Annotated in this window: 13 protein-coding genes; 1 reads left to right on the top strand and 12 read right to left on the bottom strand. The window is 42.9% G+C overall.

What is annotated here, in order from left to right; genetic code table 11:
• Entirely contained in the window at nt 1-978 is a 978-nt protein-coding gene (locus RMX89_RS14395) for a threo-3-hydroxy-L-aspartate ammonia-lyase (RefSeq protein WP_322689397.1), read from the bottom strand.
• 203 nt (nt 979-1,181) lie between these two features.
• Here RMX89_RS14395 and RMX89_RS14390 point away from each other — a divergent pair, with 203 nt between their 5' ends.
• A complete protein-coding gene (locus RMX89_RS14390; protein WP_322689396.1) occupies nt 1,182-1,994 on the top strand; it encodes an SDR family oxidoreductase in 813 nt (270 codons plus the stop codon).
• 233 nt (nt 1,995-2,227) lie between these two features.
• Here RMX89_RS14390 and RMX89_RS14385 read toward each other — a convergent pair whose 3' ends face one another.
• The 11 genes from RMX89_RS14385 to RMX89_RS14335 all read right to left on the bottom strand — a co-directional run bounded on the left by RMX89_RS14385 (nt 2,228) and on the right by RMX89_RS14335 (nt 15,865).
• Nucleotides 2,228-3,553, bottom strand: a complete 1,326-nt coding sequence (locus RMX89_RS14385) for an alkaline phosphatase PhoX (RefSeq protein WP_322689395.1) — start codon at nt 3,551-3,553, stop codon at nt 2,228-2,230.
• Between the two features lie 243 nt (nt 3,554-3,796).
• Complete coding sequence (aroF, locus tag RMX89_RS14380) at nt 3,797-4,867, bottom strand: 3-deoxy-7-phosphoheptulonate synthase (protein ID WP_322689394.1); 1,071 nt, start codon at nt 4,865-4,867, stop codon at nt 3,797-3,799.
• A 287-nt stretch (nt 4,868-5,154) separates the two neighbouring features.
• Nucleotides 5,155-6,288: an anthranilate phosphoribosyltransferase gene (gene trpD / locus RMX89_RS14375; protein WP_322689416.1), complete on the bottom strand. Its 1,134-nt coding sequence runs from the start codon at nt 6,286-6,288 to the stop codon at nt 5,155-5,157.
• Between the two features lie 26 nt (nt 6,289-6,314).
• A complete protein-coding gene (locus RMX89_RS14370) occupies nt 6,315-6,470 on the bottom strand; it encodes a hypothetical protein (RefSeq protein WP_322689393.1) in 156 nt (51 codons plus the stop codon).
• Between the two features lie 72 nt (nt 6,471-6,542).
• Complete coding sequence (gene trpB / locus RMX89_RS14365) at nt 6,543-7,772, bottom strand: tryptophan synthase subunit beta (RefSeq protein ID WP_322671115.1); 1,230 nt, start codon at nt 7,770-7,772, stop codon at nt 6,543-6,545.
• Between the two features lie 53 nt (nt 7,773-7,825).
• Nucleotides 7,826-9,049 (bottom strand): tyrosinase family protein, encoded by a 1,224-nt coding sequence (locus RMX89_RS14360; RefSeq protein ID WP_322671114.1) that lies wholly within the window; start codon nt 9,047-9,049, stop codon nt 7,826-7,828.
• 198 nt (nt 9,050-9,247) lie between these two features.
• The gene (gene trpA, locus RMX89_RS14355; protein WP_322671113.1) at nt 9,248-10,081 is read right to left on the bottom strand and encodes a tryptophan synthase subunit alpha; all 834 of its coding nucleotides are present in this window, start codon (nt 10,079-10,081) and stop codon (nt 9,248-9,250) included.
• A 411-nt stretch (nt 10,082-10,492) separates the two neighbouring features.
• Nucleotides 10,493-11,326 carry an indole-3-glycerol phosphate synthase TrpC gene (trpC, locus tag RMX89_RS14350; protein WP_322689392.1) on the bottom strand — a complete coding sequence of 278 codons (834 nt, stop codon included), beginning with the start codon at nt 11,324-11,326 and terminating at the stop codon, nt 10,493-10,495.
• Between the two features lie 151 nt (nt 11,327-11,477).
• Nucleotides 11,478-13,670 (bottom strand): anthranilate synthase, encoded by a 2,193-nt coding sequence (locus RMX89_RS14345; RefSeq protein ID WP_322689391.1) that lies wholly within the window; start codon nt 13,668-13,670, stop codon nt 11,478-11,480.
• A 357-nt stretch (nt 13,671-14,027) separates the two neighbouring features.
• Nucleotides 14,028-15,224, bottom strand: a complete 1,197-nt coding sequence (locus RMX89_RS14340) for a 3-dehydroquinate synthase (protein ID WP_322689390.1) — start codon at nt 15,222-15,224, stop codon at nt 14,028-14,030.
• Nucleotides 15,221-15,865, bottom strand: coding sequence for a DsbA family oxidoreductase (locus RMX89_RS14335; RefSeq protein WP_322689389.1), 645 nt, complete (start codon nt 15,863-15,865; stop codon nt 15,221-15,223). The genes RMX89_RS14340 and RMX89_RS14335 overlap by 4 nt, the downstream gene beginning before the upstream one ends.
• Nucleotides 15,866-15,872 lie beyond the last annotated feature (7 nt).

The raw sequence follows: 15,872 nt of genomic DNA, 5'->3' as shown, positions 1-15,872 counted from the left end.
TCAATTCAATCCCACAGAAAACAATTTACCAACTTGCGCTAAATCTACATTTCCACCGCTAATGATGACACCAACTCTCGCCTCTGGTGCTGTCACCACACCTTCGAGTAAAGCAGCAGCAGCTAATACTCCAGTAGGTTCAACGACAATTTTCAGACGTTCCCACAAGAAAAACATGGTACGAAGAATCGCCTCTTCAGATACCGTCACCATATCATCGACGTAATGCAGCACTAAGGGGAAAGTAATTTTCCCAAGGCTAGGAGTCCGCGCACCATCGGCGATGGTATTAGGATTTTTGACTGTTTGCAGAGTTTTGGTGTGAAAGGAGCGGGTAGCATCATCGGCAAGGGCTGGTTCTACGCCGATTACTTTACAATTGGGTAAAAGTGATTTGGCTGCGATCGCACATCCTGAAAGTAATCCACCACCGCCACAACAAACTAATAGTAAGTCCAATTCACCAACTTCCTGGATTAGTTCTAAAGCGGTTGTCCCTTGTCCAGCAACGACATGGGGATGATCGTAAGGGGGAATGAGTGTCAAAGAGCGCTCATCTGCTAAATTTTGAGCTAATTCTTCCCGGTTTGTTTCTTGGCGATTGTACAAAATTATCTCTGCACCATAGCCACGAGTAGCAGTTTGTTTGACAACAGGTGCATCATCAGGCATGACAATAGTGGTGGGAATATTTAGTAATTGTCCAGCTAAAGCGATCGCTTGGGCATGATTTCCTGATGAATAGGTGATAACGCCTGTTTGTTTTTGTACTACCGATAGTTGGGCTAGGGCATTGTACGCCCCTCTAAATTTAAATGCCCCTGTGCGTTGAAAGTTTTCGCACTTAAAGAATACTTGGCTATTGGTGCGATCGTTAACGATTCTAGATGTTAGTACAGGCGTGCGGTGGGCAATCCCCAAAATTCGCTTTTGTGCTGCTTGCACGTCAGTTATAGTAACGGAATTATGCTGTGACATTGATAACAATATTAAACATTCTTGCTCTTGTTTATATAGATACAGATTTTTATATTTGCATCTAATATCCTGGGTTGAAGCATACTCATTTCAGGTGGATAGCATCATTTATTGTCTGCATAAAAATAGCTACAGCAGACATTATATATTGCTGTAGCTAAATTTATAAAAGTTAATTAATTCCAGTTAATCATTTTTGTCACATGAATAAAAAATCTGAAAGTCGGCAAAAAAGAACTGCTCTAATTACAGGAGCGGCTTGTGGCATAGGCTATCAATTAACCCAGATTTTTGCTCGTCATAATTATAATCTTGTGTTAGTAGATAAAAATGAACAAAAACTTACTGAAGTTATAGATGAATTGCCGCAAAAATGTGGTATTGCCGTCAAAATTTTTGTTAAGGATTTATCTATCCCCACATCCCCAGAAGAAATTTTTACAGAATTACAGCAAGCATCCATCAAGATTGATGTGCTAGTTAATAATGCTGGTTTTGGTACTTATGGAGCATTTAGCGAAACAGACCTCAGCACTGAATTGAAAATGCTTCAGGTAAATATGGTCAGCCTGACTCATTTAACGAAGTTGTTCCTCAAAGATATGGTCGAGCAAAACTATGGAAAAATATTAAATGTGGCCTCAGCCGCGGCTTTTCAACCGGGGCCTTTAATGGCAGTTTATTTTGCTACTAAAGCTTATGTATTATCATTTTCAGAAGCGATCGCTAATGAATTAGAGGGTACAGGTGTCAGCGTGACTGTTCTTTGTCCAGGGCCAACAGCATCAGAATTCCAACAAAATGCTGCAATGGAAGATTCAAAGATTGCTAGTGTTAACAGAATGATGGATACGGAAACTGTCGCTAGGATTGGTTATCGGGGCTTAATGAAAAACAAAACTGTTGTTGTTCCTGGGATGAGAAATAAAATATTAACTGAAAGCGTCAGATTTACACCCAGAAATTTAGTCACAAAGGTTGTTAGAAGTATGCACGAACTTCAAAAAAAGAGGTAGTTCTAGATTTTAGATTCTTTTCAATAAGACCCGAACAATGGATTTTTTAGAGTAAATAATTTTGCTCTGGCTGGTTAAGAGCCTAAAGGCTTTTAACCCATTCTGAGTGGGCTTCTGCCTCCAGTAGCTTGACAAGAGGCAGAAGCCCACTTTAAATACATTCCCAGCCTGGAGGCTGGGAACAAGGCAATAAGGCTACACAAACCTTTGGGCTTTTCTTAGTACCATTTATATTAGCCTCTATTACTATTCCAAGGCCCCCAGATAGCTAAAGTAATACCAGGGCTTTGAATGTTAACAAACAAAGTACGACCATCAGGTGAAAAGCAGGCTCCAGCAAACTCACCTGTTTGGAGGGCATTACGTGCAAATTTGTAGATTTCACCACTGGGAGTAATACCAATCAAGAAATTGTCACCGTCTCCGTCCTCACAAAGGATAAGATCGCCACAAGGTGCTACGACTATGTTATCGGGCATATCGAGTTCATCTTTAGATTGAGACTCGACAAACAATTCAATTGTCTCTTCACCCGGAATATAGCGCCAGACCTGGCCACCGCCTACAGGGCCACCATCTGTAGCAGTGAAGTAAAATTCTCTTTTGCCATTTTTGCCTTTCTTATCCTTGTTGTTTTCATAATAGATGCCTTCCCCACGGCTAAACTGGGCTGCACCTAAGTTGCGACCTTGCACTCTGACATTATCTGTAGTTGTTGGGTTGGGGTCAGGAATATTCACCCAATCTACAGCTAACTTCTGCCCTACTACGAAACCGGTCTTGGTGTTGACTCCTGGTCTACCTATAATCCTCAGAGCTTGAAGAATACCTCCTTGTTTTAACCGACCAGGAACTTTTGGGATAAAACGGTAGAAGAGGCTATCTCCTCTATCTTCAGTTTGATAGACATATCCAGTTTTGGGATCTACAGCTATAGCCTCATGATTAAACCGTCCCATCGCAACTAGAGGCACTGGAGCTACAGGAGAGGTGGCGCTAGCTGGAACCTCAAAGTTGTAACCGTGTAACTTTGTGACTCCATTAGTTGCACTTGGTATAGTTGTATCTTCTTCACAGCTAATCCATGAACCCCAAGGAGTTAAACCACCAGCACAGTTACGAATGGTTCCGCCGAGAGAGCTGAACTGTTCGATCAGGTGGCGATCGCGTCCAACAACCAGAGTCGTAGTGCCACCTCTGCAAATGGGATCGTAGGGATTTGGTACTTGTACTCGCGTATCGGAATTGATGCTAAGTTCGTGATTGCGAACCAGAATGGTTGTGTTTTTGGGCCCAGGGAAGGCTGCCATACCATCATGATTGCTAGGCTCTAGATTGCCATCGCTCATCAGGGTTCCAGTGCGAGAGATGACTTGATACTCAAATCCGCTTGGTAAATCTAACAAACTATTGGGATCTGGTAAAAGTGGGCCATATCCTTTACCAAGTTTTTTACCAAAAGCTTTTCTGGCAAGAAGACCTTCCAAAGGAGACACCATCAAAGTGCCGACGGCAGTAGTACCTGCTACTGCAAAAAATTTACGTCTTGAAAGCGTCATGGGGATGATTTGGTTACTTCAGATAATGCTGAAGAAAAAATATTTGATTGTGATTAAGTTTGGGTAATGCTTTATTTAATTTAGGTTAGTTAATAAAAAATAAACTTATATAAAATATTTCCCAAATCAGCCAAATTTATGAATATAAGTTTTATCTAAACAGAATTCAGGAGTCAGAATTCATTCTGACTCCTGATTCTGACCAAAGGCAAAGCATCTTTGCTCCGCTCCTGAATTCTGAATTTAACGCCCACCAATGCGATCGAATGCAGGTGTAGGCCAGCGATCGACTAGTTTGCCCAAGACTGACATTTCTTGAACCAAGCGGTCAAATTTCTCAGGGGTGAGAGATTGAGGCCCGTCAGATAAAGCTTTTGCGGGATTGGGGTGAACTTCTATCATTAAAGCATCTGTACCAGCGGCGATCGCAGCCATTGCCATCGATGGTACATATTCAGACCTACCAGTACCATGACTCGGATCGATCATAATTGGTAAATGGGTAAGCGATCGCAACACCGGAAGCACTGATAAATCTAAAGTATTGCGGGCATATTTACCATCAAAGGTTCTAATTCCCCGCTCACAAAGAATTACATTGGGATTTCCAGATGCCAAAATATATTCTGCCGCCATCAGCCACTCGTCAATTGTGGCAGACATTCCCCGCTTCAGCAGCACTGGTTTATCTTGAGCGCCTACCTTTTTCAGCAGCGAGAAGTTGTGCATATTTCGCGCCCCAATTTGGATGATGTCAGCTGTTTTCGCCACTGCTGATAAATCGGCAGCATCCATCAGTTCTGTGACGATACCCAAACCAGTAGCTTCCCGCGCTGCTGCTAACAAATCTAAAGCGCTTTCACCATAACCTTGAAAAGCATAGGGTGAAGTACGGGGTTTGTAAGCTCCGCCACGTAGAAAGTGCGCTCCAGCTGCCTTCACCCGCTTTGCCGTTTCGACAATCATCGCTTCATTTTCAACAGAACAAGGCCCGGCTACCACTACAATCGGATGATGTTCGCCGAAATAGACACGACCGTTAGGTGTAGGAACAACAACCTCGCTAGCTTCTCCATGACGGAATTCTCGACTTACCCGCTTGAAAGGTTGTTGCACTCGTAATACTTGCTCAATCCAAGGGCTAAATTCCTGAACCTGTAATTTATCAATGCTAGTGGTATCACCAATTAGCCCCAGCACAACTTTATGAGTGCCAACACTTTTTTCTACCGTCACTCCCCAAGTGTCTCTCAGTTCTTGGCTAATGCGAGTAATTTCCTCAACAGGTGTACCGTTCTTAAGTATGATAATCATCTGTTTTTCCTTCTGTATAGTTTTTGGGTGTAATACAATGCGTTCGTAGGGGCATAGCAATGCTCATTGGTGTCAACTTCACGCGAAACCTCACGTCCGCCAGGGATTGTAAATCCCTGTCTCATAGTTAAACTCCTCTGAAGAGGACTAAAGAGCGCGAAAATTTTCAGTCTACTTCAGTAGACTTGAGCAATTAGTCAGGGAATTATATTCCCTGGCGGGTGAACAACGCCTAATCAGTACGCTATTTTTGGCTTAAGTTGACACGCATGAGCAATGCTGTGCCCCTACCTTGGTGAATCGTGTAAAAATTCTGCAAGTTGTTCTAGTTTTGTCCAAGCTGCACCGCTTTGGAGAATTTCCTTGGCAAGGGCAATACCTTTAACACAACCTGCTAAAACATCAGTTTCCCCATCAATAGCTTCACCAACTTGCAGGGCTAAGGCTGTATTTAAAGCGACTACATCTTGTTGCGCTTGCGTACCTTTACCTTGCAAAACTGCCTTCAATATTTGGGCATTTTCTTGGACATCTCCACCGCACAACGCCGCAGTCGGTGCAAAACCCAAACCCAGTTCTTGAGGATTGAGCGTTAGAGAGCAGACTTTTTTATCTTGGAGTACAGCCAAGTCAGTGACATCTGCCAAACCAGCTTCATCTAAACGTTCCCGTCCGTGGAGGGCGATCGCTTGCTGACATCCCAGTTGGGATAAGGCTTGAGCAATCTCTTCTAGTAAAAGCGGGTCGTTGACACCAATAATTTGCCCTGTCGGCCGCATGGGATTTACTAGCGGGCCGAGTAAATTAAAAACAGTCCGCACCTTCAAAGTTTTTCGCAAAGTAGCGATCGCCTTTAGTGCAGGATGCCAACCTGGAGCAAACAAAAAGGTGATTCCAACTTCGCCAACTGCCGCTTGTACTTTTTCAGGAGTGGCGTTAAGATTTATACCCAAAGCTTCCAGCACATCCGCCGAACCAGTCTTGCTGGATGCCGAACGATTGCCATGTTTGGCAACCTTTACCCCAGCAGCAGCGGCCACAAAGGCAACAGCAGTGGAAATATTAAAGGTTGAAGCACCATCTCCACCAGTTCCACAGGTGTCAATTAAGGGGACTGGGGATTGGGTACTGGGTATTGGGGATTGGGAAAACTCTTGCCCAGTCCCTAGCCTTTGGGATTGTAAGACGGTGGCCATGCCAACTAATTCTTCGGCAGAGACGCCTTTAGCTTGAATTGCGGCTAAAATCGCTCCTGATAGAACATCGGGAATGGCATCTGTGAGCCAACCTTGCATCAAATCCGCAGCTTGGGAAACCGTCAAGGATTGCCGATTTAGCAACTGTTGCAATAAAGCTGGCCAGTTGTAGAACTCAGAAGGGATGGAGATGTTTTCAGGTTGAGTTTGAGTTATGGCGATCATATTGGTCATTTGTCATTTGTCATTTGTCATTTGTCATTGGGCATGGGGCATGGGGCATTGGGCATTGGGCATTGGGCATTGGGCATTGAGCATTGGTCATTGGTCATTTGTACTGAGAGAACGCAAACAGCGCCTGGTAGAGAAGCTGTTGGCGCAGCCTCTCTAAGAGTTGTATTGGTCATTGTTCATTTACGAAGGACAAAGGACAAATGACAAATGACAAATAACAAATGACAAATGACGACAAGAAAAAATTAAGGAATTAGGACTTTGGCGACAGTTTGCACATCTTTGTCACCTCTGCCGGAACAATTGATGACGATGCGGAGATTGCCTGTTAACTGTGGACAAAGGGTTTCTAGATAAGCGATCGCATGAGCTGTTTCCAAAGCTGGGATAATCCCTTCTAGTTGGGAAAGTCTTTGGAATGCATCTAACGCCTGTTTATCGGTAACGCTGTAATATTCGGCGCGGCCAAGATCCTTTAAATAACTATGCTCTGGCCCAACACCTGGATAATCTAATCCGGCACTAATTGAATGAGCTTCGATGACTTGACCATCATCATCTTGCAGTAAATAGCTCATGGCACCGTGCAATACACCTATTTTACCTTTTGTCAAGGTTGCAGCGTGTTTTTCTGTATTTACACCTTCACCCGCAGCTTCGACTCCAATTAGGCGCACCGAAGGTTCATGCATAAACTCATTAAATAAGCCGATCGCGTTGGAACCTCCACCCACGCAAGCCAGTAAAATATCTGGTAATCCTCCCCATTTTTCTTGGCATTGAGCGCGAGTTTCTACACCAATTACCGCGTGGAAGTCACGCACAATCATCGGGTAGGGATGAGGCCCAGCAACGGAACCGAGGATGTAATGGGTTGTTTCTACATTCGTCACCCAATCTCGAATTGCTTCCGAAGTTGCATCCTTGAGAGTTCCTGTACCTGCTTCCACTGGACGAACTTCTGCACCCATTAATTTCATGCGAAACACATTCAGGGCTTGGCGTTCCATATCCTGGACGCCCATGTAAATCACACATTTCAAACCAAATCGCGCACACACAGTTGCAGTTGCTACGCCATGTTGTCCTGCACCTGTCTCTGCAATCACCCGTTGCTTACCCATGCGTTTAGCGAGTAACACCTGAGCCAAAGCATTATTAATTTTGTGAGCGCCTGTATGATTTAAATCTTCGCGCTTTAAATAAATTTGCACTCCCGTGCCATCTGGTCTAGCGTAATGAGCTGTCAGGCGTTCAGCAAAATATAATGGGCTGGGTCGTCCTACATAATCACGCATTAAGTTTTGCAATTCTGCTTGAAAACTCGGCTCATTGCAATATTGGTGATACGCCGCTTCCAATTCACTTAATGCAGGCATTAAAGTTTCCGGGACATATTTACCGCCGAATTTTCCAAACCTGCCCAAAGAATCTGGTTGTACAGTTGCAGTATTGATGTTTAGTATGTTTACCATTGGTTAAAATCCTTTCATGTTCAAGTATTTTTTACTCTGGTTCTAACTTTGAATCATCTTTGGGTTTTCCATTCCCAGGTTTGGTAGGTATAGCCCAGTTTTTGGTGATTCAAAACGTCTATAGGGCGCACCAAATCGTCAGAGTTAAAATTTGGTAATAGCGAGAGTAAATCTCCTAACGCTGTAGCTTTGGGGGTAGACATACCGCCGTCCCAAGGCCACATTAGGTCTTTAAGGTTATGCCCGTAAGGTTGACCATTGGCAGGATAAAAATCGCTACCTTGATGACCGTTGTCTTGCCATTCAGCCCAGAGGCGGTCTACGTTGGCATGATGCAACCAAAATACTGGGTCATAAGGCGAACTTGGGATATTGCCCATAGTACCTAGACCCTTAAACTTTATGGGTGTTGTGCTTGCGTCTATTTGTACCCCACCGACTAAGCCATGAATGTAATTGTGTATAAATCCTCCGGGGGTGACTTTACCCTGCTCATCTACAGAGATGAATCCTTCCAAAGCAGGGCGAAATAGAGAATAGTTATTCAGGCGGAGGGCACGCTCAACATCTTTTTTGGGCACAGGATAATCACTGGCAGGAGGTAGTCTGAGAAAGCGGACAAGTGATGTACCTAATGATGTTTGGGTTTCTGGGTCAATATTTAATGCTGGATTCATAACCCAGCCATTTGCTGCCGAAAAAGCCCCAGGTACAGCGCCGCCTGTAAAGTTTCCTTGATTGGGAATTTTGATGGTTACTCCTTGACCGTTAGAACCAAGAAAGTCATCATTAAAAATTACATCAAGTGCTTTGGCGTCTGTCCAATCCCAGTATGGGAGAGTAACAGTTGGGTCTACTGCTTGCAGCGCTTGTTCAAATCTGCGGATATATTCTCGATGCCAAGGGAAAAATGCGGCATTTTCATGAGCAAGTTCTTGGACGGAACCATCGGAATGTCCTTTATGATTGTGAATCAAGCGTGTTGCCCCTATATGTATGGCAACGAATTGGTCGTAAATACTGACCTTACTACCTGGGGGTATGACAGTTTTTAAGGTTTTGAGAGCCTTAACGAAGGCTGTTTTCTCTGCTGATGTTAGGTCAGTTACGTTCTTTCTTACAGCTAGGTGAGCGTATTGCCCTGGAAGATTATGATTCCAATGGTATTTGTATTGTCCCTTGTCAAGGCGATCGTGGGCGAAGACTGTAAGGGCACAGCTGCTAACTATAAGTAAGCTATAAATTAATATTTTGACCGATTTCAGCAGTAGTTTCATTGTCTTAATGGAATAAGAGGAGCAGAGGGGTGCTACGTTGTATACACAAGTCTGAAATACTTTACTCACCTGGTTTTACCCCACCCTAACCCTCCCCTTGTAAAGGGGAGGGAACTAGATTCCTGTTTCCCCCCTTTACAAGGGGGGATTAAGGGGGGTAATTTGACTTGTGTATACTCCCCAGGTCTGCGGATGAATTTATCCCACCTCTTGAAGAGATGGATTTTTGCGCTGACTTTTTGTGATGGCTGCTTTAAGTTCTCGACAAAATTCTTCCACGGCTTGCAATCCTTCTGTTGGGCTACCTTCAGCTAAACGTTTGACAAAGGCGCTGCCAACAATCACTGCATCTGCACCCCATTCCATGACTTGATGTGCTTGTTCTGGTGCGGAGATGCCAAAACCAACGCCGATGGGTTTATTGGTGACGCTTTGCAACTCGGTAATTAAATGCTCTACGCGGTTTTGGATTTGAGCGCGGATACCTGTAACGCCTGTAACACTAACTAGATAGATAAAACCCTGAGATTGACGAGCGATCGCAACAATCCTATCTTGAGAACTGGTAGGAGCGACGAGTAAAATTACCTCAATTCCAAAAGAGGCAGCAGTTTGAATTAATTCTTCTGCTTCTTCTAAGGGTAAGTCTGGTACTACCAATCCCTGCACCCCAGCAACAGCAATTTGCGCCAAAAACAACTTAATACCCCGATGCAAAATGGGATTGTAGTACATAAATAGAATTATCGGCGCTTTCAGGCTAGGAATGACTATGTGCAACATCTCTAGCACTTGCTCTAATTTCGTGGCTTTTTGTAAAGCGCGGGTTGCTGCTGCTTGAATCACAGGCCCATCTGCGAGAGGATCGGAGTAGGGAACGCCCAACTCGATAAAGTCAGCACCGTTGCGATCTAAGATGCGTAAGGCTTCGGCAGTAGTTTCTAAGTTAGGATCGCCTGCTGTGATAAAAGGAATTAAAGCACACTGTTGGCGATCGCGTAAAGCTTGAAAGGAATCGGAGATAGAGGTCATGCTGAAAAATAGTTAATGATTGTTTAATAGTTTTAGAATAATTTACACTTAGCAATTAGCGATGCCCATGCTAAATTTTTTGTTAACGAGTCTTTGATACTCGTGAATGAGGCTTTTTGCTCCGTTAACGAGGCTTTGATACTCGTGAATGAGGCTTTTTGCTCCGTTAACGAGTCTTTGATACTCGTGAATGAGGCTTTTATCTCCGTTAACGAGGCTTTGATACTCGTGAATGAGGCTTTGATACTCGTTAACGAGTCTTTTATCTCCGTTAACGAGTCTTTTATACTCGTGAATGAGGCTTTTATCTCCGTTAACGAGTCTTTTATACTCGTGAATGAATATCAGAGCTTCATTTTTTTAGATTTACCAATTACGAATTACGAACTTGTACTGAGCGTAGCCGAAGTATTACGAATTACGAATTAGTAAAATCTCACGCACAGCTTGTTCTACATCGCTTTGTTTAACTAAAGACTCGCCAATCAAAACTGCACGCGCGCCAGCCTCAGCGACAAGAGATAAATCAGCAGGTGTATACAGTCCAGACTCGCTGACGACGGTGATATCTAAGCTTTGTAATTGTTGTTGACGCTCTGCTAAAAGTTGCTGTGTGGTTCCTAAATCAAGGGTAAAGTCTTCTAAATTGCGATTGTTGATTCCTACTAAACTTAGGTTATCAAGCTTTAGTACTCGATCTAGTTCAGCTAAGGTATGGACTTCTACTAGCGCAGTCATGCCCAAATCGTGAATTACTCGCAAAAAGTCTTGGAGTTCTCGATCTGATAAAATAGCTGCAATTAACAATACTGCATCTGCACCTACTGTCCGTGCTAAATAAATTTGATAGGAGTTAATGATGAACTCCTTGCACAGTAAAGGTAATGCAACTTGTTGACGCACCTTTCGCAGATTATCAAAACCACCCTGAAAGAACTTTTCGTCAGTTAGGACTGATAAACAAGCTGCACCACCTCGTTCATAAGCTTGAGCAACAGCAACAGGGTCAAAATCCGCGCGGATAACCCCACGGCTAGGTGATGCCTTTTTTACTTCAGCAATTAAACTAGGTTGATTGGGATTATCTTGCAAAGCAGTCAAGAAATTTCGCACAGTCGGGGCTGTATTTAACTGTTGTCGCAAAGAGGTTAAAGGCAGTTCTTGCTGCATTTGTGCAACTTCTTGCCTTTTATGCGACACAATTTCTTCAAGAATATGGCGGGAAGGAGCAACTTGGTTAGTCATAAACTGCTTGGGGGAGTGGGGAGGTTAGGAGTTAGGAGTTAAGAGTTATTAGTTGTTAATTATGAGTTATCTATGAGTTTTTGAGTTAAGAATTTCAGTTTCCAAATTCCAAATTCCATATTCTCAACTCTCAACTCCTAACTCCTAACTCCTAACTCCTAACTAATGATTGCGTATATGCACGCACCACATTTTTAATTATTTTCAGACCGACTTCTCCACCTAGAGTCATGATTGATTCTGGATGAAACTGAACGGCGGCGATGGGAAGTGTTTGATGTTCAATGCCCATAATTACATCGTCATCAGAAATCGCTGTTACTTTGAGTTCTTTTGGCAAACGTTGCGGTAGGGCAAATAATGAGTGATATCTACCCACTGCAAAGGATTCCGGTAAGTTGTTGAAGGTGACAGAATTGGAATCGGTGACGAAAATTCGTGAGGATTTCCCATGTTGAGGATAGTTAAGAACTCCCAATTCGCCATCAAAAGCTTCAACGATGCCTTGCAGTCCCAGACAAACTCCGAAAATCGGAATTTGGCGATGCAGAAGCGCACCGACAGTCTCGGAAACTCCAAAATCACTTGGTCTACCAGGGCCAGGAGATAATACAACTAAGTCAGGGCGTTCTGTATCGAATAACGATTCCGAGAAACCATGACGCAGTGTGGTGACGCTTGCACCAGTTTGGCGAATGTAATTGGCTAGGGTATGAACAAATGAGTCTTCGTAGTCTATTAATAAGATGCGTTTGCTAGATTTTACACCTGGAATCTGTTTACTTAATTTTAGAGAACCAGACTTATCAATTTTCTGACTCGTTTGCTTTACACGGCGAATCGTTTCAAATAAAGCAGCAGCTTTGGTAATTGTTTCTTGTTCTTCTGCTTGAGGTATGGAGTCATAAAGGACAGTAGCACCGACTCGCACTTCAGCGATGCAATCTTTTAATCGAATTGTCCGTAGAATTAAGCCAGTATTTAAATTCCCGTTGAAATTTAAATAGCCGACTGCTCCACCATACCAACGTCGGGCGCTCTTTTCGTGCCGTTCAATAAAATCTATTGCTGCCCTTTTGGGTGCGCCGGTGACTGTAACTGCCCATGTATGCGAAAGAAAGGCATCTAAAGCATCGAATTGCGATCGCAAAGTACCCTCAACATGATCTACTGTATGTATCAGGTGGCTGTATAATTCAATCTGGCGACGACCGATAACTTGTACTGAACCAGGTTCGCAGATTCGAGATTTGTCATTGCGATCGACATCAGTACACATGGTCAACTCAGCTTCATCTTTATGAGAGTTGAGTAACTGGCGAATTTGCACCGCATCGTCAAGAGCATCTTGTCCCCGGCTAATAGTGCCACTAATTGGACAAGTTTCTACCCGCCTACCTTCAACCCGCACAAACATTTCTGGAGATGCACCAATCAAATATTCGCCACCTAAATTAAAAATAAATCCATAAGGACTGGGATTTATTTCCTTTAAGGTATTAAATAGCTTGCTGGGTTCGTCTTCATAGCCTTCAAAAAAGTTTTGACTAGGAACAACTTCAAATAAATCGCCTCTGCGGAAATAATCAAGTGCAACCTCAACTTTTTTCGCATATTCGCCTACTTGATGGTCAGCAGTTTGATTTGGTAAAAGATGTTTGCCGCGATAATCTACAGACTCACCAGTTCTCGGAAGATTCTTGGTATTGCCATGCGCTGTTTTAAAATCATATTGGAAACGAAATGCACGTTGCTGATAATAGTCAACAACAATCAATTCATCTGGCAAATAAAGCACCAAATCGCGCTGATCTGTAGGACGTTCTAGATGTTGAGTAATTGGTTCAAACTGAAAAACTAAGTCATAACCAAACGCACCATACAAGCCTAAATGCTCGTCTTCTTGACTAGAGAAAGTATATAGAATTTCGCGGACAACGGTAAATGATGAAGGCTGTTTACTACGTTCCTCTTCAGTAAATAATTTTTTTGTAGCTTTAATAAAGCCGACAATATTGTTATTTTCTTGGGTGATGTTCTCAAGTTGTTCTGACTGGGATAGTTTCTCTACAAGAAATGGTAAAAGTACTTGACCGCGTTCATTCAACGCTATCAAAGTGAAAGAGTTTCCTTGGGTAGTCAACTCTAACGGTGGATTGACAAATCCGATCGCCCATCTTTTGTATCTGCCTGGATATTCGTAGCTACTCCTTAGCAATCCTCCACGCTGAGAATTTAAATGGAACAGAATATCATCAAGGGCAGTGTCCATCTTAACTTCAGTGATGGAGCGAGAAACACTTACACCGCCGAGAGTATTGTAGGAACGTGAATCAAAAACCATGAGTAATTTCTCTAGAATATTTGTTAGTCAATCATTAAGCAGCAACCATTAATCATTATTAGTAGTTATTTTCAAACCTAGAACAGACTTAGATAATCTTTTATCCATCCAAGCCAACATATTCTTTTTAAAAGATGTAATCAAAAACTTTTTGCTTCTTATTTAACAATACTAGATATCAAGCAGATAAGACATTGAATAATTTTTCGATTGGGTGTCAATTTATTCGCTTTTTATACTGCTTTTCTAGTACATTTACCAACAACCCTATTAAAAAAATCCGCTTCCCCCAAAAGTAGTAAATCGCCTCATAAAACCTCTGCGTTCCTCTGCGCTTCCCTCAGCGTCCCTCTGCGTTTAAAATTCCCCCCTCACTTCCCCCAACAGAGATATTGCTTGCCGATACAACAACAAATTCACCTCATGAACCTCAATTCTTTTTCCAATCCCTTTCAACAGCGTCAAAGTCAACTCTCCCCCCAAATGTTCGCGGAATTCAGTCAAACCCCGAAACAAACAATCAGGATCTTCCAATTGTGATAACTTCTCAGCTAGTTCTGGCACATACAACGTGAAACCCAACGCCGATAAACTATTTAATATCCGTTCCCACTCCGAACAATCCAGCAATCCTGCCAAATAAGAATAAGTGCTATCCAGAGCAATACCGATCGCAACAGCTTCGCCATGACGCAAGCGATAATTTGTCAAATGCTCCAGTTTATGAGCCGCCCAATGTCCAAAATCCAGGGGACGAGACGAACCCATTTCAAAAGGATCGCCGCCATTGGCAATATGTTCTAAATGCAATTGAGCGCAACGATAGATAACCTGTTGCATAGTATCCATATCTCGCCGCCTCAAAGCTGCCGTGTGAGAGTGGATAAAATCAAAAAAGCTAGCATCCTTAATCAGTGCCACTTTGACTGCTTCTGCAATCCCAGAACGCCAATCGCGATCGTCTAGGGTTGTCAAAAAGGCAGAATCATTGATAACTGCATAAGGTGGCGCAAATGTGCCAAGAAAATTCTTTTTTCCAAAAGCATTGATGCCGTTTTTGACACCAACCCCAGAATCATTTTGCGCTAACACCGTTGTCGGCACCCGAATTAGCCGAATTCCCCGGTGAGCAGTTGCGGCTGCATATCCTACCAAATCCAACACCGCCCCGCCGCCGATCGCTAACACATAAGAGTGGCGACATAATCCGGCGGCTTCAATCTGTTGCTGGATTTGCTCTAATAAAGTGGGATCGTTTTTGGCTGCTTCTCCTCCCGAAATTATCATCGGTTCGGCTGCGATCGCTAGTACCTCTGCATAAAACTTGGTATACGCGACTAATTGCTTCACCAATTCAGGTTGATACTTTAATATTCCTGCGTCTATTACTGCAACTAATTTCTTTGGCTTTGTCTCCTCATCCGCACCAATCACTTGGGCTAAGGTAGGATTTTTTAACTCAAATAAATTGTGGGTAAAGTAAACTTCGTAATTAAAAGTAACCGAAACACTTTGATGAATTAATCTACTTTTTTGCTTGATGTCAACTATCATATTTTTGCAGGTATATCTAAAAGTGCAGCACGATTCAAAGTTTCCAGGAATACCTCTACGGAGTGAGAACCATTTACCTTAACTTTGTCATTGATTACGAAGAACGGCACGCTGTTGATGCCATTTAACCGAGCAAATGTTGATTCAGCAATAACTGCATCACTCACCGCGCGATTGTTTAATTGCAACTTTAATTCGCTAGCATTCATCTGATACGCTGTACCGATGGCAACAATAACGTCAATATCTCCAATGTTCAAACCGTCTTCAAAGTAAGCTTGATAAATAGCTTCGACGACATTGTTTTTTACGTTTGCGGGTGCAAGTGCAATCAGTTGATGAGAAAGCTTAGTATTGACAGCCAAACGGATTTTATCAAAATTTAGCTTAACTCCAGCCGCCTCACCTGCGCGTTGCGTACTATCAAATATCTGTTGTATTTCTGCCGCTTTCATACCTTTTCTATTTTGCATAAAGCTGCGAAATTCGTATCCCTCGGCAGGAACAGTATTATCTAAAAGAAAAGGATGCCAGCGAATATGTACTTTTTGTTCTTGCTGTTGTGCTAGTGCATCAAACAGATGTTTTTTCCCAATTCTGCACCAAGGACAAACAGTATCGTGAAATATGTCTATCAGCATATTTTTG

This window comes from Nostoc sp. DedSLP04 (genome assembly GCF_034530775.1).
In the GTDB taxonomy this organism is placed as follows: domain Bacteria; phylum Cyanobacteriota; class Cyanobacteriia; order Cyanobacteriales; family Nostocaceae; genus Nostoc.
The sequence above is the reverse complement of the archived record's forward strand: the minus strand, read 5'-3'. Positions and strand labels throughout refer to the sequence as shown.